The 23770-nt window shown below is 58.4% G+C and carries 19 protein-coding genes; 5 read left to right on the forward strand and 14 right to left on the reverse strand.

Annotated elements, in window-relative coordinates; genetic code table 11:
- Positions 1 to 53: 53 nt before the first annotated feature.
- The gene (locus tag ACQE3D_RS10195) at positions 54 to 2666 is read left to right on the forward strand and encodes a bifunctional diguanylate cyclase/phosphodiesterase (RefSeq protein ID WP_313728070.1); all 2613 of its coding nucleotides are present in this window, start codon (positions 54 to 56) and stop codon (positions 2664 to 2666) included.
- An 89-nt stretch (positions 2667 to 2755) separates the two neighbouring features.
- Here the strand turns inward: ACQE3D_RS10195 and ACQE3D_RS10200 are convergent, their stop codons facing one another.
- Together ACQE3D_RS10200 and ACQE3D_RS10205 are read right to left on the reverse strand one after the other, a co-directional pair.
- Entirely contained in the window at positions 2756 to 3904 is a 1149-nt protein-coding gene (locus ACQE3D_RS10200) for a GGDEF domain-containing protein (protein WP_313728068.1), read from the reverse strand.
- Positions 3897 to 5060 (reverse strand): FIST N-terminal domain-containing protein, encoded by a 1164-nt coding sequence (locus tag ACQE3D_RS10205; RefSeq protein WP_313728067.1) that lies wholly within the window; start codon positions 5058 to 5060, stop codon positions 3897 to 3899. The genes ACQE3D_RS10200 and ACQE3D_RS10205 overlap by 8 nt, the downstream gene beginning before the upstream one ends.
- A 419-nt stretch (positions 5061 to 5479) precedes the next feature.
- On the opposite strand from ACQE3D_RS10205, the gene ACQE3D_RS10210 reads away from it, so the two are divergent.
- Entirely contained in the window at positions 5480 to 5746 is a 267-nt protein-coding gene (locus ACQE3D_RS10210; protein ID WP_313728066.1) for a hypothetical protein, read from the forward strand.
- A gap of 83 nt (positions 5747 to 5829) precedes the next feature.
- On the opposite strand, the gene ACQE3D_RS10215 is transcribed toward ACQE3D_RS10210, so the two are convergent.
- The 4 genes from ACQE3D_RS10215 to ACQE3D_RS10230 form a co-directional block, all read right to left on the reverse strand.
- Entirely contained in the window at positions 5830 to 6309 is a 480-nt protein-coding gene (locus ACQE3D_RS10215; protein ID WP_313728064.1) for a peroxiredoxin, read from the reverse strand.
- A gap of 223 nt (positions 6310 to 6532) precedes the next feature.
- Entirely contained in the window at positions 6533 to 7210 is a 678-nt protein-coding gene (gene rpiA, locus ACQE3D_RS10220; protein WP_064029840.1) for a ribose-5-phosphate isomerase RpiA, read from the reverse strand.
- 68 nt (positions 7211 to 7278) lie between these two features.
- Entirely contained in the window at positions 7279 to 8307 is a 1029-nt protein-coding gene (lpxD, locus tag ACQE3D_RS10225) for a UDP-3-O-(3-hydroxymyristoyl)glucosamine N-acyltransferase (RefSeq protein ID WP_313728062.1), read from the reverse strand.
- 8 nt (positions 8308 to 8315) lie between these two features.
- Positions 8316 to 10544: a spermidine synthase gene (locus ACQE3D_RS10230; RefSeq protein ID WP_313728061.1), complete on the reverse strand. Its 2229-nt coding sequence runs from the start codon at positions 10542 to 10544 to the stop codon at positions 8316 to 8318.
- A 237-nt stretch (positions 10545 to 10781) separates the two neighbouring features.
- Here ACQE3D_RS10230 and ACQE3D_RS10235 point away from each other — a divergent pair, with 237 nt between their 5' ends.
- Entirely contained in the window at positions 10782 to 12227 is a 1446-nt protein-coding gene (locus ACQE3D_RS10235) for a hypothetical protein (RefSeq protein WP_313728059.1), read from the forward strand.
- 21 nt (positions 12228 to 12248) lie between these two features.
- Here ACQE3D_RS10235 and ACQE3D_RS10240 read toward each other — a convergent pair whose 3' ends face one another.
- Complete coding sequence (locus tag ACQE3D_RS10240; protein WP_313728058.1) at positions 12249 to 12884, reverse strand: NUDIX domain-containing protein; 636 nt, start codon at positions 12882 to 12884, stop codon at positions 12249 to 12251.
- On the reverse strand, positions 12881 to 13990 hold the full coding sequence (locus ACQE3D_RS10245) for a PQQ-dependent sugar dehydrogenase (RefSeq protein WP_313728057.1): 1110 nt from the start codon (positions 13988 to 13990) through the stop codon (positions 12881 to 12883). The genes ACQE3D_RS10240 and ACQE3D_RS10245 overlap by 4 nt, the downstream gene beginning before the upstream one ends.
- Before the next feature lie 113 nt (positions 13991 to 14103).
- On the opposite strand from ACQE3D_RS10245, the gene htpX reads away from it, so the two are divergent.
- On the forward strand, positions 14104 to 14979 hold the full coding sequence (gene htpX, locus ACQE3D_RS10250; protein ID WP_313728056.1) for a protease HtpX: 876 nt from the start codon (positions 14104 to 14106) through the stop codon (positions 14977 to 14979).
- 40 nt (positions 14980 to 15019) lie between these two features.
- Positions 15020 to 15250: a DUF2835 domain-containing protein gene (locus ACQE3D_RS10255; protein WP_313728055.1), complete on the forward strand. Its 231-nt coding sequence runs from the start codon at positions 15020 to 15022 to the stop codon at positions 15248 to 15250.
- On the opposite strand, the gene ACQE3D_RS10260 is transcribed toward ACQE3D_RS10255, so the two are convergent.
- The 6 genes from ACQE3D_RS10260 to ACQE3D_RS10285 form a co-directional block, all read right to left on the reverse strand.
- Entirely contained in the window at positions 15247 to 16092 is an 846-nt protein-coding gene (locus tag ACQE3D_RS10260) for a hypothetical protein (protein ID WP_313728053.1), read from the reverse strand. The two genes, ACQE3D_RS10255 and ACQE3D_RS10260, sit on opposite strands and share 4 nt — an antisense overlap.
- A 341-nt stretch (positions 16093 to 16433) precedes the next feature.
- Positions 16434 to 17645 (reverse strand): glycolate oxidase subunit GlcF, encoded by a 1212-nt coding sequence (gene glcF / locus ACQE3D_RS10265; protein WP_313728052.1) that lies wholly within the window; start codon positions 17643 to 17645, stop codon positions 16434 to 16436.
- Positions 17646 to 17648: 3 nt separating this feature from the next.
- A complete protein-coding gene (gene glcE / locus ACQE3D_RS10270; RefSeq protein ID WP_313728051.1) occupies positions 17649 to 18704 on the reverse strand; it encodes a glycolate oxidase subunit GlcE in 1056 nt (351 codons plus the stop codon).
- On the reverse strand, positions 18704 to 20161 hold the full coding sequence (locus tag ACQE3D_RS10275; RefSeq protein WP_313728050.1) for an FAD-linked oxidase C-terminal domain-containing protein: 1458 nt from the start codon (positions 20159 to 20161) through the stop codon (positions 18704 to 18706). The genes glcE and ACQE3D_RS10275 overlap by 1 nt, the downstream gene beginning before the upstream one ends.
- Before the next feature lie 222 nt (positions 20162 to 20383).
- The gene (locus ACQE3D_RS10280) at positions 20384 to 22150 is read right to left on the reverse strand and encodes a tetratricopeptide repeat protein (protein ID WP_313728049.1); all 1767 of its coding nucleotides are present in this window, start codon (positions 22148 to 22150) and stop codon (positions 20384 to 20386) included.
- Entirely contained in the window at positions 22140 to 23492 is a 1353-nt protein-coding gene (locus ACQE3D_RS10285; protein WP_313728048.1) for a hypothetical protein, read from the reverse strand. The genes ACQE3D_RS10280 and ACQE3D_RS10285 overlap by 11 nt, the downstream gene beginning before the upstream one ends.
- Positions 23493 to 23770 lie beyond the last annotated feature (278 nt).

Consider the following 23770-nt stretch of genomic DNA (forward strand, 5'->3'; position numbering starts at 1 on the left):
GCTTATGTAAACCGGCAAATCGCGCCCATTTATTTCTCCAACCGTTTTATTGCATGTTTTGTCCGAATAGAAGCCCAAAAAGCCGTACCCTGTTGATGCTGCGCTATTTGGCGATTTTATTGGCTTTGCAAATCGTCGTCGCGTTGGCGCCGTTGCCGGATGGCTGGAAGGGAATCGCCAATTACGCGCCGCTGCATACGCTGTTGGAAACCTTAGCCATCGTCGTGTCGGCGCTGGTGTTCGCGGTCGGCTGGAGCGTTTACCAGCGCGAGCGCTCCGGCAATTTGATGTTGCTGGCGTGTTGTTTTGCCGGTGTCGCGCTGTTGGACGTGCTGCATACCTTGTCGTATCAGGGCATGCCCGATTTTGTGACGCCGAGCGATCCGCAAAAGGCGATCGATTTTTGGCTGGCGGCGCGCGGCTTGGCCGCGCTGGCCTTATGCTCGGTCACCGTTTTACCGAATTGGGACTTACAACGAACCAACGGGCGTTGGTGGATGTTGGCCGGCGTGCTCGCCGCGGTGGCCGGGGCAGCTTGGGTGGTGCTGTTCCACGCCGATTGGGTACCGGAAACCTTCGTGCCTGGCGTCGGCCTGACCGGGTTCAAGCGGATCAGCGAATACGGTTTGATAGCGGTTTATCTGGCGCTGGCCTTGGGTTTGTACCGGCGCGGCCTATATCCGCAGAGTTACGACGTGCAGGGCTTGGCCGGCGCGGCCGTGGTGATGGCGCTCAGCGAAATTTTCTTCACGCTGTATGCCGACGTGACCGACATCTTCAACTTATTCGGCCACCTCTATAAAACCGTTGCCTACGGCATGATTTATCGCGCGGTTTTCATGAATTGCGTCGAAATTCCCTACCACCGTCTTTATCAATCCAAGCAAGCCCTGGCGGCCAGCGAAGCCAAGTTCCACGCCATCATCGATGCATCGCCGATTGCATATTTGTTATACGACGGTCGGAACCATATTGCTTACTTGAACCCGGCTTTCGTCGAAACCTTCGGTTACAGCCGAACTGAGTTGCTGGAATGGGAAGATTGGTGGCGGAAGGCGTTTCCGGATGCCGAATACCGGCGGATGGTCCGGAGCGATTGGGAAGAACGCGCCCAGTTGGTTCTGAGTGGCGGTCACGGGTTTCCGTCGATGGAACTGGACGTCGTCTGCAAAAACGGCGCTAAAAAAATCGTGTTAGTCAATTTGGTGGCATTGAGCGCGGATCTGGCCGGGCATCAGGTCGTCATATTGTCCGACATCACCGAACGGGTCCGGGCGCTCGACGTGATCTGGAAACAAGCCCATTTGGACCCGTTGACCGAATTGCCTAACCGCAGTCTGTTTTTGAGCAAATTGGCGCAAGAGTCGGCGGCGGCCGCCAAATCGGGTTTGCGGATGGCCTTGTTGTTTATCGATTTGGACCGGTTTAAGGACGTCAACGACACGCTGGGCCATTTCATGGGCGATATTTTGTTGCGGGAAGCCGCGCGGCGCCTGCGGCAAGCCTTGCCCGAGGCGTTGACGCTGTCCCGCATCGGTGGCGACGAATTTACCGTGATCATTGGCGGTATGAAGGAAAAACCGGAGGTCGAGGCGATTGCCCGGATCGTGTTACGCGGTCTGGCCGAACCGTTTCGTTTGGGCGACGACACCGTCTATTTGTCGGCCAGTATCGGGATCGCGTTTTATCCGGACGATGCCAGGAAAAGCGACGAGTTGTTGAAAAATGCCGATCAGGCGCTTTACGAAGCCAAAAAGTGCGGCCGGGACCGTTTCAGTTATTTCACCAGCGAATTGCAGCAACGCGCCCAAGTACGCTTGCGCTTATTGAGCGAATTGCACGCGGCCTTGCGCAAAGACCAATTCGAGGTTTACTACCAACCTATCGTCGATATGGCGACGCTAAAAATCGTCAAGGCGGAAGCCTTGTTGCGCTGGCGTCATCCGGCGTTGGGGATGGTGAGCCCGGCCGAATTCATCCCGCTGGCCGAGGAAACCGGCTTGATTGTGGACATTGGCGAATGGGTGTTCGACACCGTGCTGCAACAAGCGGCGATCTGGCGAAGACTTTACCATCCCGAGTTTCAAGTCAGCATCAACAAATCGCCGGTTCAGTTTCTCAGTGCCCGTTACGATTACAAGCGCTGGCCGGAAGATTTAGCGCGGATGGGCATTAGCGGCGCGGCGATGGTCGTCGAAATCACCGAAAGCCTTTTGCTCGACGCCAACGATATCGTGCGCGAACAGCTGCAAGCGTTTCATGCCGCCGGCATTCAGGTGGCCTTGGACGATTTCGGTACCGGCTACTCGTCCTTGACCTATTTGAAGAAATTCGACATCGACTATATCAAGATCGATCAAGCCTTCGTCCGAACTTTGCCCGTGAATGCCAGCGACATGGCGGTTTGCGAGGCCATCGTTGCGATGGCGCATAAATTGGGGATACTGGTGGTCGCGGAAGGCATAGAAACCGGCGAGCAGCTGGCGTTGTTGCAAAAAATCGGCTGCGATTTCGGTCAAGGTTACCACTTCGCCAAGCCGATGCCGGCCGACGGTCTGACGGCGATATTCGAAAAAGCGCCGGGCGAACCGAGCAACTTCGCGGATGCGGCAGGCACCGAATGGCTAGAGCAAACCGCTACCGGAGAATGTGATCGCGAGCCATGAGGGCGCGTTAACGGCCCTGGCTCGACGAGAACAGTGAAGCAGCTGGATTGCAGCCGGCGACGGCGCGGGCCGAATTGAATGGCGTGCGCCTAGATCGGAGCAGGTTCCCAGGACTGGCCGAAGCGCGTGACGCGATTGCGGCCGTTGGCTTTGGATGCGTATAGCGCGCTGTCGGCCGCCTCGATCAATTCGCCGCCGGATTGGGCATCCTCGGGATAGCTGGCGACACCGAAGGAGGCGGTCAGCGCTATCGGCGTGCTTTTCCAGGCCACGCGTTGCTCGGCCAGGCATTGTCTCAGGTACTCGGCGCGCTCGCGGGCCACTTCGACGGGCGTGTCGGGCATCAACAATAAAAACTCTTCGCCGCCGTAACGGCAGATGATGTCGCTAGATCTGGCGTGTTGCCGCATCAGATCGGCCAGATGTTTTAACGCGGCATCGCCGCCGGGATGGCCGTAACGGTCGTTGACCGATTTGAAAAAATCCAGATCGGCAATCACCGCGCTGACCGGATAGCCGTGCCGGGCGGCCAGCGCGATGGTCCGGTCCAGGTTTTCGGCTAAAAACAAACGATTGTAAAGCCCGGTCAGCGCATCGTGTAGGGCTTGGTCGCGCAGCCGCGTTTGCAAGGCCTCGATTTCCCGCTCCGCTCCGAGCCGCTCGGTAATGTCCGCCCAAACCGCGATCAGCGCCGGACGGCCGCCAATATCCAGAGGCGCCTTCCCCGACATTTCGACGTTGATGATCCGACCATCCTTGCGCACGGCCCGAGTCGTAAAGGTCAGTTGCTGGAATTCCCCGTTCAATGCGCGGCGAATCACGTCCAAAACCTGGGGCAAGTCTTCGGCCGGGGTAATGTCGGCCGGACCGAGTTTCAGAATTTCCTCGACGCTATAGCCCAGAATTTCGGCGAATTTCGGGTTGGCGTAGTGAAAGCGTTGGTCGATCGTCATTGAAATGCCGACCAAGGATTGATCGAGCACGCAGTGAAATTTTTGTTCCGCTTCGCTCAGCGCGCGGTTGATGGCCCGGTTTTCTGCCAGCGCCGCTTCCAATTCCTGAGTGCGGCGCCGCACCAAGTCTTCCAGCATCACCGTTGCCTGGACTTGATCGAAATAGGAGTTTCCCAAATCGCCGCTGTGTTCGACACGGTCCATCAAGACTTGGACGACTTTGTTCAAGCGGGCGATTTCAGCCTGCAAAGCCGGGAGGCTGGGATTGGCGTTTGGGTCAGTCATGTTCGGATGCCGTAGCCGGAGCGCCGATCGCCACGGCCGCGAAGGTTTGGTTGATGTGGATGCCGCGAAACTGTTCGCCGTAGGTGTGAAAGCCGACCACGCGGTTGTCGGTCATCAAGCGGTTCAAGTCATCGAGCTGATCGGCGGCGGCAACTTCCAGTTTTCGCAGGATGCAATCGCAGCCGAGCGTCACCAGCGGCTGGCCAATGACTTGACGGACGCGACCGAAGGCCGCCGCCAAATTTTCCAGCAAGTTTTCGCCTTGAGCGATGCGCAACACCAAGCCTTCCTCGATCGCGCAGTAAAAGGTCAAGCTGCCGTCCGGGTGAGCGCGTTGCAGACCGCGCACGTAATAACTGCCGTCGATCTTGACGACGACCGGATACGCGGCGAACAACGCCGGCGTGAGTTGGTCCAGCGGATAGCCGATCAGTCGCGCGTACTCCTCGGCGGCTGGCAGACCGTTGATTTCGTGGACGGTGCGTCGGCCGATGTCGGCGGCGGTGACCACCATCCTGTGCTCGGACGGTAAGAAGTGTTGAGTCCGGTAAGCGTACACCGGCAGCGTGGTGCTGATTAACAGCATGACCGCGTGGTTCGGGTGGAACGCACCTCCCCAATAAACCCACGTATCCTGAAACCTCAAACCGTCGCCGGCCGAACCGCCGACCAGCGGAATGTTGCCGAGCATCCGTTGAATGTCCAGGGCGACCGGTTCTTCTTTCAAAGACAGACCGTCTATCAATAAAAAACCGAAACTGTTGGACGAACAGGCGTACGGTGCCAAATCCAATAGCGCGTTCAACCGAGATTGGGCGAAGTCCTTGGTTTGCTCGGCGGACAGACTCCGTAAGTCGCCGAGCAGGCCGCCGACGGCGCTGCACACCGATGCAGAGAAGCCGACGCCGACCAGACTGCGTTCGCAAAGTCCGGCCGGCCCGATTTCGCCGGCCGTCGTGCAACCGACGACCGGCAGGTCCTTAAACGCCAACGACAACGCGGAGGCCAGCGCCGTTAGATCGGAATCGGCCGAGCAAAAAAATACCACGGCGGCCAGCCGCTCCTGAACCAGACCGGCATATAACTCGTTGACCGCCGTTGTCGGGTCGGCGGCGCTGGAGTGGGCGATACGAATAGGCATGGCTGGGCTGGGCATGGAGCGATTTCGTGTGTCTGTGATGGCTTACAAGCGAATTTTATCGTATCGCCGCCGACGAAGCTCGATACAGCTATCGAGAGGGCGACGGCTGTCGTAAAAGACCTTGAAATTTTGGGCCGTAAGTCTGTTTATAGGCTAAGGCGAATTCCAGTATAACTCGCTGCGCATTCCAGCCGCCGTAACCGAATGGATAGTCGGAGAAGAGGTTTTTTGGAACTTGCCGTTCCAGGGATCCAGTTGCGGTACGGCGGGGGCGTGCGGACTGGCGCGTTAACGCAGGCGCCAAGTCAAGAGGTCGGCCAAGGGCGCTACAACACCGTGGCCGAAGCGGCGCTCCGAATTGGTAGTCGTTAACGGTTTTTGGGTGGGGTTTTAGCCAAACTAACGCCATCGTTAACGACAAAGAGGTGACGCTGATGTGTGGAAAATTCGGTGGCAACGAAGCGGAAAGCCTGCAAAACATGATGTCGATGGCCGTACAGCTGGTCATCGCGGATACCTTCGATTTGGATGTGGACGACGTTTCTTTGGATAGCGAGCTACAAAACGATCTGGGTATGGATACCGACTTGCGGGATAAGCTGGATAGCTCGGTCATGGAAATGTTTAACGAACTTCATCTGGACTTCAGCCGTATCAAAACGGTGGCTGACGTGGTAAAGCAAGTCGTCACGCTACATTGAGTTCGCTGCTAGTTCGTAAAAAAGCCGGGGAACCCCGGCTTTTTTGGGGCAGAAAATGGCCGGCGATGGTTCCAAGATGTATCTCAGACGGGCAGGCTTTTGACAATATCCAGTACCGCTTGCGCGTGTCCATCCGGGCTAACGCCGTACATGGCTTCGAGCAACTTGCCGTCCTTGCCGATAATGAAGGTCGAGCGGACGATCTTCCACTTCTTGACGCCGTCTTTTTCGACTTCCTGCCAGGTACCGTAACTGTCGCACAGCGCACCGTCGGTATCGGCCAATAATTGCACGTTCAGCCCGTATTTGGCGATGAAGGCCCGGTGGCTCTCGCAGTCGTCCTTGCTGACGCCGACGATGACGGTATTAGCCGCCGCAAACTCGGCGGCAAGCGCGGTGAAGTCGTTGGCTTCTATCGTGCAGCCCGGCGTATCGTCCTTGGGGTAAAAATACAGCACCACAGTCTTTTCGCCCTGGTAATCCGACAGATAGATCATTTTATTGTCTTGATTTACGGCACGGAAAAACGGCGCTTCCTGGTTTTTTTCTAATAATTGCGACATGGGTTTTCTCCTGTTGTACGGGGCGAATTCGAACTGGCGGATTGGATTGGTCCGGCTATCGGGACCAACGCCGGCCGCGCCGGCCGGAAAGCCAATCCCGGCGACCCGCGGCTGGCGGCGATTATGGACCAAGCGCCGGACGAGCTTCTACCACAAAATTGCTGGGACTAAGTGCCGCGGCCGGACGCGGACCGAGGCTACGCCGCGCCGAGCACGCCGGCCGCTAAGCCCAAAGTTCGTCCACTTGTCCGTCGTGGCCGCAAAATACCGCACCAGTCAAGCCGTTGAATATGCCGTGTTCGACGATACCGGGAATGCCGTTCAGCCGTTCGTTCAGGGTTTTGGCGTCCAGCGTGGAATCGAACACCACATCCAACACCAGGCTGCCGTATGAGGTGACGACCAAGCCGTCGCCGTTGGCGGTTTGCCGCAAGCTACCGTGCCCGCCGATCGCCGCCACGCTGCGTTGTACCAGCTTCCAGGCGAACGGCATCACTTCGATTGGAATCGGAAAGTTCTCGCCGATGCGTTTGACGCGCTTGCTGGCGTCGATCAATACCAGAAACGAATCGCAGGCCTTGGCCAGCAACTTTTCGCGTACCAAATCGTAACCGCGGCCTTTCAATAGCGTCAGATCGGGGGCGACTTCGTCGGCACCGTCCACGTACAAGTCCAGGTGTTCCAGATGGTCGATCGCGATCAGCGGCAAATCGAGTTGACGGGCCTTGATCGTGCTGACCGTCGAACTGGCCACGGCGCTGAATTTCAGGCCTTCCTGGGTGCGGCGCCGCGCCAGTTCTTCGATGAACAGATTGGCGGTGGAGCCGGTGCCCAGGCCGACGATCATGCCGTTTTGCACGTGTTGAGCAGCATGTTGGGCGACGCGTTGTTTGTCGTTCATGGTTCTGCCTTTGCGATGGTCGAAAAACGGGGTGACGCGAAAACCGGCCGTCAAGTTCCGGGGCCGGATTATTCTTCCAGCTTATGGACTCGGGCTTCCAGCGCTTTGAATTTTTGCAGCAATTCCGGCAGTTTGGCCAGGGCCGCCAATTCCTTCCAGGCGACCTTGCGATCCTTGGCCGGACTGCCGAATACTTGGGCGCCAGGCTCGATGTCGCCGGAGATGCCGCTGCGGGCCATCACGACGGCGCGGGCGCCGATTTTGACGTGATCGGCGACGCCGGTGCTGCCGGCCAGGATCGCGCCGTCTTCTATCGTGCAGGAACCGGAAATGCCGGATTGTCCGCAGATGATGACGTTGCGGCCGACGATGTTGTTATGGCCGAGCTGGACCAAGTTGTCGATTTTGCTGCCGGCGCCGATTCGGGTCGGACCCAAGGCGCCCCGGTCGATACAGGTGTTGGCGCCGATTTCGACGTGGTCCTCGATTTCGACGTGACCTACATGAGGCACCTTGACGTGTTGGTTGTCGCGGAATTTATAGCCGAATCCGTCGGCGCCGATCACCGCGCCGGCGTGAATAATCACGTGATTGCCGATGACGCTGTTGTCGTAAATCACCGCGTTGGGGTGGATATGGCAGTGTTTGCCGATCGCCACGTGATTGCCGATGCGGGCGCCGGCTTCGACGGTACTGCTGTCGCCGACGCTGCTGTTTTGGCCTATCGTCGCGAACGGACCGACATGAACGTTGTAACCCAGGGTCGCGGTGTCGGCCAGCACGGCGTGTTCGGACACCTGGCGTTTGAATACCGGCTCGGGATGCAGCAGCTTGACGGCGTTCAGAAAGCTGATTTCCGGGTCCTGGCAAACCAACAGGGTCAGGCCGGCCGGCATTTCGGCGTCGACCAGGGCTTCGGCGATGAAGCAGGCCGAGGCCTGGGTGTCCTTTAAATGTTTCTTGTATTTGCCGTCGCTGAGGACGGTGACTTGGTGAGCTTGAGCCGACATGATGTCGGCGGCGGAATGGATGGATTGGGTTGCGTCGCCACCTTGCGCTTGTGCGTCGCAACGACTGGCCAGTTCCGTGATAAGCATGCGTTTTCCTATTTCCAAATGCCAATGATATGAGTGAAGTCGTCGGTCCAGGGTTGCAAGCCGAACGATAGCGGCAATTTCTGCCAATGCCCGAGCCGGCTTTGTTGCAGTTTTGCCAAGCGCTCGGGATGTTTCGCGATCACCACCCAGTCGGTGGCAATCACCAAAGGGACATCGGTTTCCGGCTGAAATTCCTGGAGCAGGCCGGCCAGATGCAGTTGGTTGACGTGATCGGCCAGGACTTTCTTCAGGGCCAAATGACGGTTGGTGATGTGAAATGCCAGCAAACCGTCGTCCTTCAGCTTGCTGAAGTATAGCTGCAAAGCCTCGCGGGTCAGCAAGTGGGTAGGTACCGCGTCGGAACTGAAGGCGTCCATGATCAGCAGGTCGAAGCTGGCGTCGGCTTCCTTGGCCAGCGACAAACGGGCGTCGCCGACAACCATCGCCGCCTGCTTGGCGCAACGTTCCAAGTAATGAAACCAGGTCGGGTCTTGCGCGACCGAAACCACCAGCGGGTCGATTTCGTAGAACGACCAACTTTGGCCTTCCTTGGCGTAGCAGGCCAGCGCGCCGGCGCCCAGGCCGACCGCGCCGATCCGCCAGCGCGGATTTTCGGCGTCGAATTCTGCGAACACCTGGCCGATCGGGCCGGGCCGGCTGTAGTAGGTCAGCGGCGTGGTAATTTGCGCCGGAATCAAGCGTTCGGCGCCGTGTTTGGTGGTGCCGTGGTAAAGTTCGCGGACTTTTTCCGGCTTTTGGTTTTCGTCGGGGATCACGGTATCGCGCACCGACAGCACGCCGAAAAACGTCCGTTCCTGATACAACACGTTCGATGCCATGCCGTGCAGGCCCAGCGTGAACAGCAGCAGTACCGCCGTCAGCGTGCCCAGCGCCAACGGGCTGTGGCGCAACGCGTAACTGATGCCGGCCAGCAGAATCAGCGCGCCGCCGATCAGGTCCAGATAGTCGAACAATTGCTCGGTCGAAAAATAGACGGCCAGCCCGGCAACCAGAATCAGTGCGGGGAACAGCAGTTGCAAGGGCCAGCGGCCGTTCAACAAGCCGGGCCGCAATAGTAGCGCCGCGACGATCATGATCGGGTATTCGTAAACCGCATCGAACAAAAACGGCGCGACGAAGGTGTTGAACAAGCCGCCCAGCATGCCGGCGAAGGACATCACCAGATAAAACCGTGTCAGGAATTGGGGGTGCGGCCGGCTGCGCGCCAATTCGCCGTGGCAGATCATTACCGCCAGGAAAAATGCGATCAGGTGCAGAATCAAATCCAGCCAATACGGCAGCGTGGCTGGATTGATAAAGGAATAGGCGATGAACACCGTCAACGCCGCCGGTTGCGCGGCCAACATCCACGGCCGGATGCGCTCCGCCCAGCTGCCGAACACCAGGATGAACGACAGCAAATACAGGGTTAGCGGGACGATCCACAGCAACGGCACCGCGGCGATGTCGGTGCTGATAAACTGGGTCAGGCCCAGTAACAGGCTGGAAGGTACCAAGGCCAGCGCGGCCCAATGCAGTTGTTGCCAGCGGCTCGGCGGCGTCAGGGTTTCGTCGATACTGGGCGCTTCCAGTTGGTCTTCGGATTGGTTGCGCCAATAGCCGGCGGCGCAGAACAGGATGCAGGCGCACAGCAGCAGATAGCCGCCGCTCCAGACTAGACGCTGGTTCGCCAGGCCGATGTTGGGTTCGATTAAAAACGGATAGCTCAGCAAGGCCAGCAAACTGCCGGCGTTGCTGGCGGCGTACAGATAATACGGATCGCCGCTGCTGCGATGGCCGCAGCGGGAAAACCAACTTTGCAGCAACGGCGCGGTCGCCGAGATCACGAAAAACGGCAGGCCGATCGCCAGAAACAAGGTCCAGACCAACCACCAGGCCGGATTGCCGGCGGTTGGCGGGCTGGGGTTGTCCGGCAGCGCCACCGGCAGCGCGAACACGCTGAAGATCATTAAGGCGGTATGGATCTGAATCTGACGCTGCGCGCCTTGCCGGGCCGTCAGCCAATGCGCGTAGAGGTAGCCGCAGAACAGCAGGGTTTGGTAAAACACCATGCAGGTGTTCCACACCGCAGGCGTGCCGCCGAGCAAGGGCAACAAGAGTTTGCCGAACATCGGCTGCAGCACGAACATCAGCAATGCGCTGATGAATAGCGTCGCGGCGAACGCGATAACCGGCGAAATGAGGTTGGGGCGGGTGGTTTGAGGCGCTGAGTTCATCGTTATTATTGTCGGGGTTGGCCGAACCGGGCGGGGCAATGATAAAGCATTTGCGCCGGCTTGTGGCTCGCGCTTGGACTCCGCTCGACAGGAGACACCGAGCCTGCGCGCGGCTTTTTACCCGAATTTACATTATATTGACTGGGATTTACCGATGCCGTCGGCATACTGTCGTTTACCCGTATTTAAATTTTGGCTGTTGTATGTTGCTATCAAATGAATAGGAAATTCGCTGCGATGAAACCAAATTCACGCCGGTCGATAGGCTGGTTCGAACCCTCCGCGACCGGTTTACGAATCGCGGTTTGCCTGCTGTTGTGTGTGTTACTGGTCGCCTGCGGTTCGCGGCCGTTGCCGCCCAGCCAGGTCGAGCAAGCCGAAAAACTGGAAAAAGTTTTGCTGGACGGCGGCTACCGGCCGGCGCGACGTTTCGAGATCGAAACCGGCCGCGAAGTCTGGCATCGCGATGGCCGCGATTTGGATGTATCGATCACGGTACCCGCCTCACCGGGTCGTTACCCGCTAATCGTGTACCTGCCGGCCTTGGGCGAGGATGCCGGCGGCGGGCGCTTATGGCGCGAATTCTGGGCCAAGGCCGGTTACGCGGTATTTTGCATGCAGCCGGTGGCGATAGGGCAAGCCTTGCGCGAATTAAACCGGCCGCGCGGTGGACCGCGTCCCGGCACCGCCAACGATATGGGCCCGCCGGATGACGAGGACGGCGAGGCAGCGGGGATGTTCGGCGGCTGGTTCGGCGGCGGACCCGATCCGGAAGACGGTACCCAGCCCGACGACGAGGACGACAGCGATCGGCCGGAGGACAAACGCCGTCCGTCCAAAGCCGCCCGTAGCAGCGAATTGCGTTATCTCGGCCACGAATATTTTTCCGTCGAGCATTTGCCCGGTCGAGTCGCCGACTTGGCCTGGGCTTACCAGCAGTTACGGACCCGGGCCGGTTTGGGACAGCGTCTTTACGCGGCCGCCGACGTCGATAAACTGGTGTTGGCCGGATACGATTTGGGCGCGCAAACCGTCAGCGCGGTACTCGGCGAAAATTTCGGCGTTGAGTTGCCGGGGCGGCAAGAGTTGCGGCCCGTGGCCGGGATACTCTTGAGTCCTTCGGTGGATTTGGCGACCGGCAATGTCCGTAGCCGTTTTCAACCAATTGCCTTGCCCCTGCTGGCAGTCACCGGCAGCGAGGATGACGACTCCTATGCCATTGGCGCGGCCGGTGCTCGGCTGTCGGTGTGGGAGCACGCGCGGCCGGGCGGCAAGTACTTGTTGATGCTGACGGAAGCCAGCCATCAATTGCTGGCCGGCGCCGGCATAGGAACTGGCCGGGGCCAGCGCGGCGGTTCGGGCGGCGGACCCGAAATGGGGATGGGTGGCGGTGGGCCAGGCGGTCGGTTATTGCTGAATCCGGTCAATCGCGTCGGCGGCGGTGGGGGCGGCATGGGCGGAGGCGGCGGACCGCCGATGGGCGGCGGCCCCGGCTACGGCTTGCGCGGCGAAGACCTGGAAAAAATGCGGATAGAACGCGCGTACAAACAAGTTGCGGCAGTGCAAAGCGCGAGCACCGCTTTTTTGGATTTGCTCGTCAAAAACGACGAATTCGCCAAAGCCTGGTTGTTGGAGAAATTCAATCCCTGGTTGGGCAAGGCCGGTGTGTTCAAAGGGCGTTAGCGCCAGCCAGGGTGGGCGGGCCTAGGCTGGTTCTGGCTGCTCCCGCTCGGCCGGACTCGCCACCCAGCGCGCCCGCAAGCGGTCGCGGTGCATATACAGCCACTGCAAGGCCAGAATTGGAATTCCGGATTCTATCGAGCCGTCTTCCAGCATATCGAAAGCTTGTTCGGTCTTGACCGCGAAGACGCGGATGTCTTCGTCCTCGTGGTCCAGGCCGTGAACGCCGCCGATGCCGCGGCTATCGACTCGGCCGCAGAACAGGGTAATCAATTCCGACGAGCCGCCCGGCGTCGTGTAGAAACGTTTGACTTCGATCAGATCCAGAATTTCGCAGCCGGCTTCTTCGAGCGCTTCGCGGTAGGCGACGTCCTCGGCGGTTTCGCCGTCCTCGATCGCGCCGGCGACGATTTCGATTTGCCAAGCATGGTTCGGCCTCAGGATGGCGCCGACCCGAAATTGCTCGATCAACACCACTTCATCGCGATCCGGGTCGTAAAGCAAAACCGCCACGCAGTTGCCGCGCCGAAACAACTCGCGTTGCAAGGGCCGGCTCCAGCCGCCCTGATACAGCGTGTGTCTTACGCGGTATTGTTCCAGCCGAAAAAATCCCTCGTAGACGGTTTTGACGTCCAGCACTTCGAATTGATGTTTGCTCATCGGCCGTAGCTCACCCGGTAGATGACGCCGAGCTTGTCGTCGCTAATCAGCAGGCTGCCGTCGCGGCCGACGATAACGTCGTTCGGCCGGCCCAGCACTTCGCCCGACGCGGTCAGCCAACCACTAATAAAGGCTTGTTCGTTATAAGGATGACCGCCGCTGAATTTGACGACGTCGATCTGGTAGCCTTGCGGTTGAGTCCGGTTCCATGAACCGTGTTGGGCGACGAACAATTGCCGGAAATACTGGTCGGGGAACTGTTTGCCGGTGTAAAAGCGCATGCCCAGCGGCGCGATATGGGCTTTGTACTTCCAGGCCGGCGCGATAAAACTGTTGCATTTTTTGTCGCCGGCCAGTTGCGGATCGGGGATGGTGCCGGCGTGGCAGTAAGGGTAGCCGAAGTGTTCGCCGGGCCGGCTCCATTCGTTGAGTTCGTCGGGCGGCAGGTCGTCGCCCAAATAGTCGCGGCCGTTGTCGTTAAAGAACAAATGATTGGTGCGGGTTTCCCAGTCGAAGCCGACCGTGTTGCGAATGCCGCGCGCCAGGATTTCGAAGTCGCTCCCGTCCGGATTCAGGCGGACCAGCGCACCGTAGATCGGCTTGCCGGGATCGCAGATATTGCACGGCGCGCCGACGGCGGTATACAGCTTCCCGTCCGGACCGAAGCGCAGATACTTCCAGCCGTGATGGCGGTCTTCCGGGAAATCGTTGTAGACCACTTCGGGTTTGGGCGGGTTGCTCAAGCGCTGATCGATATTGTCGAAGCGGATGATGCGTTGAATTTCCGCGACGTACAAAGAGCCGTTTTTAAACGCCACGCCGTTCGGCAGGTTTAATTGTTGGGCAATTTGGAATTTTTGCTCGGCCACGCCGTCGCCGTCTCGGTCTTGCACCGCGAATACATTGCCGTCGCGGCTGCCGACGAACACCGTGCCGTTGTCGCCGAGCGCCAATTGCCGGGCATTGGGTACGCCGTCGGCAAAAATGCTAATCTTGAAGCCGGCCGGCAACTTGAGCTGGCTGAGTACCGACTCGTAGCCGCGATCGGCGGCGTGGGCGGCGCCGATCGTCGCCAATACCAGCCATAGCGCTTGGATTATTTTCATTTTTATACCCCAAAATAAACTTTTCGCAGATGGTAACACTCTATAAGCTTGAATTTAATTTTTAGGCGCCCCACATTAATCACCACTCAACAACGATAAAGGAAAGTCACACCATGACGAGAATACTGCTGTTTTTGGCCACCAACGTGGCCATCATGATCGCGATCAGTATCATTTTTAGCGTCCTCGGCCTGAAGGGCGCGTTGGATGCCCAAGGCGTCGACCTGAATCTGGAAGGCTTGCTGGCGATGTCGGCGGTGTTTGGCATGACCGGTTCCGTTATTTCGTTGTTCATGTCCAAATGGTCGGCTAAAAACGCGATGGGCGTGCATGTGATCGATCGTCCGCAAAACCAGACCGAACAATGGCTGCTGGAGGTCGTTTCCCGCCAAGCGCAAAAGGCCGGTATCGGCATGCCCGAAGTGGGTATTTTCGACGCGCCTGAACCCAACGCCTTCGCGACCGGCGCCAACCGCAACGACGCGTTGGTGGCGGTCAGCACCGGCTTGCTGAGAGCGATGAGCTCGGACGAGGTGGAAGCCGTGGTCGGCCACGAGATCAGTCACGTCGCCAACGGCGACATGGTGACGATGGCCTTGATGCAAGGCGTGGTCAACACCTTCGTGTACTTTTTCGCGACCATCATCGGCTACGTCGTCGACCGGGCCGTGTTCAAGACCGAACGCGGCTATGGTCCGGCCTATTACATTACGCAGATGATCGCGCAGATTGCGTTGTCTATCCTGGCGTCGATGCTGGTGATGTGGTTCTCGCGCTATCGCGAGTTCCGGGCCGATGCCGGCGGCGCCAATTTGGCCGGCCGGCAGAAGATGATAGGCGCGTTGCGAGCCTTGCAACGTTCGCACGAGCCGGCGCAGTTGCCGGGCGAACTGGCCGCGTTCGGCATTAACGGCGGCGGGGTGCAGCGCTTGTTCATGAGCCATCCGCCGCTCGAAGAGCGCATCGAAGCCTTGCAAAACATGCGTTAACCGAAGGGAGGCCGCGCCGGCTAGCCGGCGCGGCTTTTTAATGTCCAAGCACCGCTATATCCGCTTCCGTTTAAACCTGAGTTACGATCAATACTTGGCGGTTTACCAGGGCCACGCCAAAACCGTCACCACCTTGAGCGACGACGGCCGCCGGGTGGTATTTCCGGCTGGCAACGTGCAACGCTATCTCACCAAATCCGGCATTCAGGGCCATTTCGAAATGGAACTGACCGAGGCCAATAAGTTCGTTTCAATCAAAAAACTCGCTTAGGCCGAGCGAGCGTAAACCGGTGCCGGCACGTCCGTTGCCTCGAAATGTTCGCCCTGCACCAGACCGAAGCCGGTTTGACGGGCCAGCGCGGCGTTTTGCTTGTCGGCGATGTCGAGCAAAATGCCGCGACCGCCTATCGAGTCGACCACGCCGTTCAATTGCCGCAGTTTCTCCAATAAGCGGCTGTCTCGAATCCGTTCCATTTCGCCGGCCGACAAGCACACGAAGTCGGCGGCGGCTCGGGCCAGTAAATCCAGCGCCGCCTGATCCAGGGTCGGATAATCGAATTTCAACGCAACTCGATAACCGCGCGCTTGATAGTTTTGCAAGCCTTTCAGCAAGGTTTGGTAATAGCGGGCGTAAATCCGGTTCACGGTCAAGACGATGGCGACGTTGCCGGTTTGCAGACCGCATTTGACGATGACTTCCTCGAAATACGCGCCGTGGTCGGTTTTGACACCGAGGATGTGGCGGGGATCGACATCCAGAAACAGAATCTCGTCCAAATGCGCTTCGGGCAAATAATTCAGCATGTGCACCGCGCGCGACAGCCGGTCGAAATTGACGATGCTTTGCGGCGGCGGCTCCGGATTCAGTAGCGCGTCGACCGCGGCCGGCGGCGGGCTTGAAGCCGGATTGGCGCTGATTTGCAGTTGGGCCATGTGGCCGACGCGCTGCGCGCTGCGCAAGGTTTCCCGAACCGGGTTTAATTGGCTTGCCAGTCGAATCGGTCCGAACGAAGCTTCCACCCGGCCGTCCCGCAGCACAAACGGCCGAAATCCGCTGTTGTGTTCCTGTTCCAGCCGGTCGTTGAAATATTCCACCAGTTGCTGTAATGGCATGCTTGTCTCCTGACTAACGGGGCAAAAGGGCGTACTCGACGGGTTCCGTTCGGTGCGAACGACTAGCGCGACCGGCGATGCCGATCCGCATTTAACGGCGTCCGAATCTCTGATGCACCGGTTGAAATGGCGTTTAGCGACACGCCACGGAACCGACAGCGGCCAAGCGTCCATCGAATAGGTGGCTTAGCGTAGCGGCGGTTTTGGATTAAATAAAACGATATGTTTTGATGAGTTCATCTGTATATTCGATAAACTTGGGCGGGCTACCGGGGCCGGTGCGCGCGGCGACCATGCAACATCCAATATCGACGCCAAGACCGGCCGTGGCGTCAGCGGCGCTAGCCCGGCGCGCCGGGGTCCAGCAATTCGATCCAGTGGCGAACCGGAAGCGTCGCCCGCTCGCGCAAGTGCAGCCAGCAGCCGATGTTGGCGGTGACGATGACGTCCGCCGCGCCGGCTTGCAAGGTCGTTAGCTTGGCGTCGCGCAAGCGTTCGGCGATGGCCGGTTGCAGCAGACTGTAGCTGCCGGCCGAGCCGCAGCACAGATCGGCGTCGGCGACCGTCGCCAATTCGAAGCCCAGGCCCTTCAGCAAGGACTCGACGATACCGGGCAGGCCTTGGCCGTGTTGCAGCGTGCAGGGTGAATGCACCGCTACCCGGCAAGTCCGGACCGTCAAGCGGCTCAGGTCTTCTCCGCGCAGCAGCTCGGCGATGTCGCGGGTCTTGGCCGCGACCGCCGCCGCCTTCGCGGCGTAATCCGGGTCGTCGGCCAGCAGTCGGCCGTAGTCCTTGAGCGTGACTCCACAACCGCTAGCCGTGGAGACCACGGCTTCGGCACCGGCTTGCAGTTCGCGCCAACAGCGTTCCACGGTTTCACGCATCATGGTCAGGCCTTCGGCCTGGCAGTCTAAATGATAAGGCAGGGCGCCGCAGCAACCGGCCGGCAGCGAAACTGCGCTGATGCCGAGACTATCCAGCACCCGAGCCGTCGCGGCGTCGATGCGCGGCGCCAAGGCCGGTTGCAGGCAACCTTGCGGGATCAACACCCGCCGTTGATGGCGCGGTGCCGGCCACGTTTCGGCGGCTTGCCGGTCCGGCAGTTTCGCGCGCAGAAATCCGGGTAACCACGGCTTGAGCCGCCGCGCCGCGCCGATTAACCAAGCCGCCCGGCACGGATAGGCCAGCGCCGCGACCAGCCAGCGTCTTAGCCAGCGCTGGCGCCGCGAACGTATGCCTGGTTTAGCCATCAGCTCGCGGCCAATGTCCAACAATTGGCCGTATTCCACACCGGAGGGACAGGCGGTTTCGCAAGACCGGCAAGTCAGGCAACGGTCAAGATGGGTCAGACCGGTGGCGTCGGCCGCGCCGGTTTCCAGCGTTTGCTTGATCAGATAAATCCGGCCGCGCGGCCCGTCCAATTCGTCGCCCAGCAGTCGGTAAGTCGGACAAACCGCATTGCAAAATCCGCAATGCACGCAAGCGCGCAGCAGTTGTTCGGCGACGGCGCCTTGCGGCGTGTATTTCAGCGGTTCGGCGATAACGGTTTGCATCGGCTAAAACGGCATTCGGCCGGGGTTGAACAGGCTGAAGGGATCGAATGCGGTGCGCAAGCGGGATTGCAAGCCGGCCAATGCCGGTTCGGCGTTCAGCCAGGCGGTTTTGTCGGCACCGCGCCAAAGCACGGCGTGCCCGCCGACCGCTCGCGCGGCGGCATGCACCGCCTCGGCGGGCGCCTCGGTTTTTAGCCAGCGTAAGGCGCCGCCCCAATCCAGCAATTGCCGGCCGGGTAGCGCGGGTAACGGTGCCGCCGGCGCGACGCTCAACCGCCATAGGTCGCCGGTTTCGGCGAAGAACGCCAGTGTCTGCTCGCGCAACGCCCGCCAATAGTCGCGGCCGTCGCCAACGATTTCGCCGCCGATTCGGGAGGCGGCGGCCGCGACGGCGGCTTCGGCGCCGCTCAAGCGTACCCGCAACAGGCCGTCATGATGGCTCAGCGCCGACAACGGCAAGGCCTGGCCTTGCAGTCGGCTCATCGTGGCCAAGGCCTGATCCTCGGTGAGATTTTGTTCCAGCGTCAGTTCGGCTTCGGGCATCGGCAACACTCTCAACGAAACGTCCAATAACACCCCCAGTGTACCCAAGGCGCCGACCATCAGCCGGGAAACGTCGAAGCCGGCCACGTTTTTGATGACCTGGCCGCCGAAGTTTAGGGTTTCGGCGCGGCCGTTGACGATGCGACAGCCCAGCATAAAGTCGCGGGCGCTGCCGGTGAACGGGCGACGCGGCCCGGAAAAACCGCAAGCCATCGTACCGCCCACCGTCGCGCGCGTGCCGAATGCCGGCGGCTCGAAGCCGAGTATTTGCCGGCGTTCGGCCAGAAGGTGATTGATTTCGGCCAACGGCGTGCCGGCGCGGGCGGTGATGACCAACTCGCTGGGTTCGTAGGCGATGATGCCGCGATGTTCGGCGAGCGATAACACGGTGTCGGCCGTATCGGCGCCGCCGTAGAAGGCTTTGCTGTTACCACCGACAATGCGTAACGGCCGCCGCTCGGCACCGGTTTGGCGGATTTGCTCGACGACGACATCGCTCATATCCGCGTTCGTCATCAAAACCGCTCCAGTTCCGGATGCGGTAAGCGGCCGCCGTGGACGTGCATCTTGCCCAGTTCCGCGCAACGGTGCAGGGTCGGCACTGCCTTGCCCGGATTCAACAAGCCGTCCGGGTCAAAAGCTTTTTTCAGCGCGTGAAATTGCTCAAGCTCGGCGGCCTGAAACTGCACGCACATCTGCGGCAATTTTTCGTGACCGACGCCGTGTTCGCCGGTGATGGTGCCGCCGACCCGCACGCACAATTCCAGAATGTCGCCGCCCAGCGCCTCGGCCTTGTCGAAGTCACCGGGCCGGCCGGCGTCGTACAAGATCAACGGATGCAGATTGCCGTCGCCGGCGTGAAAAACATTGACCACGCTCAAGCCGTAACGTTGGCCCAGCTCGGCGATTTCGGCCAGTACGGCCGCCAGATGCCGGCGCGGAATGGTGCCGTCCATACAGTAATAATCGCTGGCGATACGGCCCACCGCCGGAAACGCCGCCTTGCGGCCAGCCCAAAACCGCTGGCGCTGGGCGGCGTCGGCGGCCACCCGAATTTCGCTGGCGCCGGCGGCTTTTAGAAGCGCCTCGGCGCGGGCCAAATCGGCGGCGACCTGTTCCGGCTGGCCGTCCAGTTCGCACAGTACGATCGCCGCCGCCTGTACCGGATAGCCGGCGTGGACGAAGGCTTCGGTGGCGCGGATCGCGGCGTTGTCCATCAATTCCAGGCCGGCGGGAATCAGGCCGGCGCCGATAATATCGGCCACCGCCGCGCCGGCCTGCTCGATGGTGGCGAACGCGGCCAGCAATACTTGCACCCGCGGCGGTGTCGGCAACAGGCGTAGCGTGGCCTCGACGACCACGCCCAACAAGCCTTCGGAACCGATCGCCAAGGCCAGCAGATCGTAACCGGCGCCATCCAAACCGCTGCCGCCCAGGGTCAGCAATTCGCCGCCGATCGTCGCCAATTTGATTTGCAGTACGTTATGCACGGTCAGGCCGTATTTCAGGCAATGCACCCCGCCGGCATTTTCGGCGATATTGCCGCCTATGCTGCAAGCGATTTGCGAGGAAGGGTCCGGCGGGTAATACAAACCGTGCGGACGGGCCGCTTCGGAAATAGCCAGATTACGCACGCCGGCTTGCACGGTCGCGGTGCGGTTGATGGGATCGACGCCTAAGATGCGATTGAGTTTGGCTAGCCCCAGCACGATACCACCGGGCACCGGCAGCGCGCCGCCCGACAAACCGGTGCCGGCGCCGCGCGCGACGACCGGGATTTGTTGCTCGTGACATAGCCGCAACACCGCCAGCACCTGTTCGACCGTTTCCGGCAGTACCACCAAGTCGGGTACTTGCGTGTAGGCCGCCAGTGCGTCGCACTCGTAGACTCTCAACAAGGCCGGATCGGCGATGACGTTGGCGTCGCCGAGCAGTTGCCGAAATTGCTTAATCAGTGTTGGGGACAACGACACAATGCGGACCGAAAAGGAAAGTCGTTATCGTACATCAATCGGCGCTATTCATATGCGTTTGGCGGACCTGGGGATCTCGAACGATGCAAGCTGTTTGGGTTCGGGAGTAAAGCGGTTATATTTGCCGACCGGAACCACCTGAAGGCCGTCGGGCGTTGCAGCGTGGGAGCGGCTTTAGCCGCGATCCGAACGGCATAGGCTGTCGAAAGGCCAACGGTGGTATCAATCTGCAGTGTTCAGGGTCTGCAACTCGTTCCTGACCCACAGCAAGTTCTTTTGAAACACTGCATACTGCGGCGCGTCGCGTACTAGCGTTTGCCACAGGGCTTCGGCTTGACGGAAATAGTCGATTGCAGTAGCCGGATCGTTTAGTCGATCTCGACTGAATTGGGCTAAATTGGCGTAGCCATTCGCCAAGCCGCTTTTAAAACTAACATCGCTGGGATAAGTGGAACAGAGTTTTTCGCTTAAATCGCGTCGTTTTTCAAAGTACCTCACAGCCTGTTGCAGATTACCTAACGCATCGAAAGTCTGGCCTAGCTTTTCAAATGCGATCGCCAAGCCATTTTTGAAGCCGACGTTACTGGGATATGAAGCATTCAGTTGTTCAAGTAATTTCTCCTCTTCTTGGAAATACCGCAAAGCCTCAGGCAGATCGCCCAGTGCGGCCTGAGTCTTACCCAGTTTTTCATAGGCAATTGCCAAGCCGCTTTTAAAGCCGACATTGTTCGGATAGTTATCGTTCAGTTGTTCAGCTAAATCGCGTCGCTTTTCGTAGTGGCCCAAAGCCTGATGCAGATCGCCCAAGGCGGAGAGGGTTTGGCCGAGTTTTTCATAGGCAATTGCCAAACCGTTTTTCAAGTCGATATTGCTGGGGTGCTTACCAAACAGTGCCTGAATTAATCCATGAAACATTTGATAAAATTCCAACGCCTTATCTAGATTTCCTAATGCCGTGTAAGTATCCCCCAATTTACAATAGCAACTTGCCAAACCACTTCTGAACTCGACATTGCTGGTATAAACCGCATCGAGTTTTACGCATAATTCGGCAGCCCTTTGGTAGTAAGCCAGTGCCTGCTGCAAATCGCCTATTGAAGTGGAAACGTCACCCAAGCGTTGATAGGTGACGGCTTCGTTAAATTGATCTCCCTGTTGCAGGCTAAACATTAGAGCCTGTTCGAACGCAGCTTTGGCGTGAGGGAAGTCACCACGGATCACGGATAAGTCACCGCGGTATCCAAATACTTGAGCCAAATCCTGATTTGTTGCGATAACCTGCCATTCAGCCAGCGCCTGTTCGGCGATCGCATAGGCGCCGCTATCGATGGCCAGACTAACCAATTGCGGGTATAGGCTGCGTCGGTAGTCGTATTCCCGTTCCGGCGCGTTCGCCAACAGGCTTTGCAGGCGTTTGAGTTCGGCGTCCGGCGCATCCGTGTCTACTCGAATGTCGTCGGTAAAACCGGTTGGCTCCCCGCCGATCATGGCTTCGGTCGGCGGCTGGATTGGTTGGTGTAAATCCAGCATATACGACCGAAACGACCACAAGTCCGGCATTTTTTCCATGAGGCTTTTGGCGTACAGTTCGTGATCCGCGCCTTGGATGCATACGATTAATGCAATCAGGTATTGCGCCAGTTTGTCGCGGCGCAGGTTCAAGCCGGCGCACAAATCGCGGCGGCGCTGGTTGTTTTGCTCGATGTCCGGGCGCTGTTCCGGATTGGCTTGCTGCTTTAACGCGTCTTCAAACTGTTCCAGCAGCAGAAAGCCGGAACCCAGTTGAAAATAGCTTTGCGAAACTTGGCTGTAATCGGTTTGCGCGGTATTAAGGGATAAAAAAGGCCGTTCCGGAAAGCGGCTTTGCAGGTCTTGTTTCAGTTGCTGTAACAAACTGAAATGATTGTAACGGACGATAATGAAACGAAAGGCTTCGGTGCGCAGCAATTTGAATAATGGCCGAGTTTCCTCGTCGTAATTATCCGACATAGTGTTTATACAAGGCCGACTCTTCAATCACCGGGTTTACCCGTTTATAAGTGCCGTCGTTATATTCCAGAATAATCAGTTTTTCCAATAAGTCCTGCCAGGATTCGTCGTAAGCCACCGGAATTTGCGCTTTATTGGCCGCATCGAGTTCCTTGAGTTTGTCCAAGTCGTCCTTGGACAAATATTGCGAGGTTTGCGCGGCCAGTTTTTTGATGCCTTTGTCCAAATCGGCACGGGTAATCCGGTTGCTGTCCTCGTCGGCAAACATATTGGTATATTCCAGCACCCGCAATAGTTCGCGCGGTGAGCCGCCGCCATATAATATGGCCTGGCGCACGGTATCCGGACTATCGAATAACGACCGGTCTATTCGTTTATAAACAAAGGTTTCGAAGCGATGAATGGCTTCTTCAACCAGATCGCCGTTTTTTTCGCGAATTTTGACGAATGGAAACGAGGTGACGGTGCTGAAGGCTTCCAGCAGGCGTTGCCGAGACATCAACTCGATCGGCAAGGTAAATATCGTGTGGACCCGAATGGCGCGGATGCGGTTGGTTTCTTCCAGAACGATTTTACGGCGAATATCGCTGGTCGCGGTTTTTTCCAGGCCGTCGATAATAAACATCACCTCTTGCGCTTTATTGTGCTGGCGTAGCGTCAGATTGACGGTTTCGATAAATTCGTTAAATTTAAATGCAAAGTCGGTGAAATTGTTTTTCAGGGACAAGCGGATTTTTTCGGCGTTTTCCTTGCTGCCGGATAAATTGGCTTTGAGTTTGGAGGTAATTCCCAACAGACCGAGAATATTCGGCGTTTTTGCTTCGACCGCAATTTCGAAACCGGTTTCGGCTTTTATGGCGCGGTTGACTTCCTCGACCCGCTGGGCGAACCAGCCATATAAAATCTCGACGATATCTTCATCGAATATTATTTTGTGCTTTTCAAGCTCCTCGATCAAACGCTCTATCTGATAAATCAAAACGTCCATATATTCCAGATCGTTCATATCCAGACCGACATCCAGATTGCAAGTCACGCAAAAAAAGCCTTGCGGGTGATGCAGGTTTTTGGCGATACGCGCCAACTCCGAGGTCTTTCCGGAACCGCGCATACCGGCCAGAAATAAAATCACTTTATTGCCCTGATTGGCTTCGCGATTGAAGACGTAATTTTTAGGATGGACGTTTAATTGCTTATACAGCAGGCGATCTTCAAAGTCGCCGCGAACATCGGAGAAATCGGTATAAAACTCGTGGTCCGGCTCCAGCGGTACGTCGAATCGCAAGGCGTTATCGACTTCGACTAAACGATGGGCTTTTTTAAAATCCGAGGCATTGTTCATATTGGGATTAAGCGTGGGACGGATTAAACAATCATTGACGGCGCGATTTGCTGGACGCGAATCATCGAAAACCCGCCAACCCGGTCATTTTAGCGCGTTACCAGAAAATTCGGTTGATGCAGGGTGCTTGAATGCTGGGAGTGTTTGCGAAAACCCTCGTCCACCGGTGCCGCCAAACAAGGATCACGCTGTTTACACTCATAGCCGAATCTTGAATCAACCCAGCTTGCCGGCATGATGAGGGTGTCGTAAAAGTCGAAACAGAACCCTCTCCTCGC

Origin of the sequence: Methylomonas sp. MS20 (genome assembly GCF_050275925.1) — a bacterium.
In the GTDB taxonomy this organism is placed as follows: Bacteria; Pseudomonadota; Gammaproteobacteria; order Methylococcales; family Methylomonadaceae; genus Methylomonas; species Methylomonas koyamae_A.

Bases quoted from the DNA above. Each gene is read 5' to 3' on its own strand.
- ACQE3D_RS10195 (WP_313728070.1), top strand. From the start codon at position 54: ATGTTTTGTCCGAATAGAAGCCCAAAAAGCCGTACCCTGTTGATGCTG.
- ACQE3D_RS10200 (WP_313728068.1), bottom strand. From the start codon at position 3,904: ATGACTGACCCAAACGCCAATCCCAGCCTCCCGGCTTTGCAGGCTGAA.
- ACQE3D_RS10205 (WP_313728067.1), bottom strand. From the start codon at position 5,060: ATGCCCAGCCCAGCCATGCCTATTCGTATCGCCCACTCCAGCGCCGCC.
- ACQE3D_RS10210 (WP_313728066.1), top strand. From the start codon at position 5,480: ATGTGTGGAAAATTCGGTGGCAACGAAGCGGAAAGCCTGCAAAACATG.
- ACQE3D_RS10215 (WP_313728064.1), bottom strand. From the start codon at position 6,309: ATGTCGCAATTATTAGAAAAAAACCAGGAAGCGCCGTTTTTCCGTGCC.
- rpiA (WP_064029840.1), bottom strand. From the start codon at position 7,210: ATGAACGACAAACAACGCGTCGCCCAACATGCTGCTCAACACGTGCAA.
- lpxD (WP_313728062.1), bottom strand. From the start codon at position 8,307: ATGCTTATCACGGAACTGGCCAGTCGTTGCGACGCACAAGCGCAAGGT.
- ACQE3D_RS10230 (WP_313728061.1), bottom strand. From the start codon at position 10,544: ATGAACTCAGCGCCTCAAACCACCCGCCCCAACCTCATTTCGCCGGTT.
- ACQE3D_RS10235 (WP_313728059.1), top strand. From the start codon at position 10,782: ATGAAACCAAATTCACGCCGGTCGATAGGCTGGTTCGAACCCTCCGCG.
- ACQE3D_RS10240 (WP_313728058.1), bottom strand. From the start codon at position 12,884: ATGAGCAAACATCAATTCGAAGTGCTGGACGTCAAAACCGTCTACGAG.
- ACQE3D_RS10245 (WP_313728057.1), bottom strand. From the start codon at position 13,990: ATGAAAATAATCCAAGCGCTATGGCTGGTATTGGCGACGATCGGCGCC.
- htpX (WP_313728056.1), top strand. From the start codon at position 14,104: ATGACGAGAATACTGCTGTTTTTGGCCACCAACGTGGCCATCATGATC.
- ACQE3D_RS10255 (WP_313728055.1), top strand. From the start codon at position 15,020: ATGTCCAAGCACCGCTATATCCGCTTCCGTTTAAACCTGAGTTACGAT.
- ACQE3D_RS10260 (WP_313728053.1), bottom strand. From the start codon at position 16,092: ATGCCATTACAGCAACTGGTGGAATATTTCAACGACCGGCTGGAACAG.
- glcF (WP_313728052.1), bottom strand. From the start codon at position 17,645: ATGCAAACCGTTATCGCCGAACCGCTGAAATACACGCCGCAAGGCGCC.
- glcE (WP_313728051.1), bottom strand. From the start codon at position 18,704: ATGACGAACGCGGATATGAGCGATGTCGTCGTCGAGCAAATCCGCCAA.
- ACQE3D_RS10280 (WP_313728049.1), bottom strand. From the start codon at position 22,150: ATGTCGGATAATTACGACGAGGAAACTCGGCCATTATTCAAATTGCTG.
- ACQE3D_RS10285 (WP_313728048.1), bottom strand. From the start codon at position 23,492: ATGAACAATGCCTCGGATTTTAAAAAAGCCCATCGTTTAGTCGAAGTC.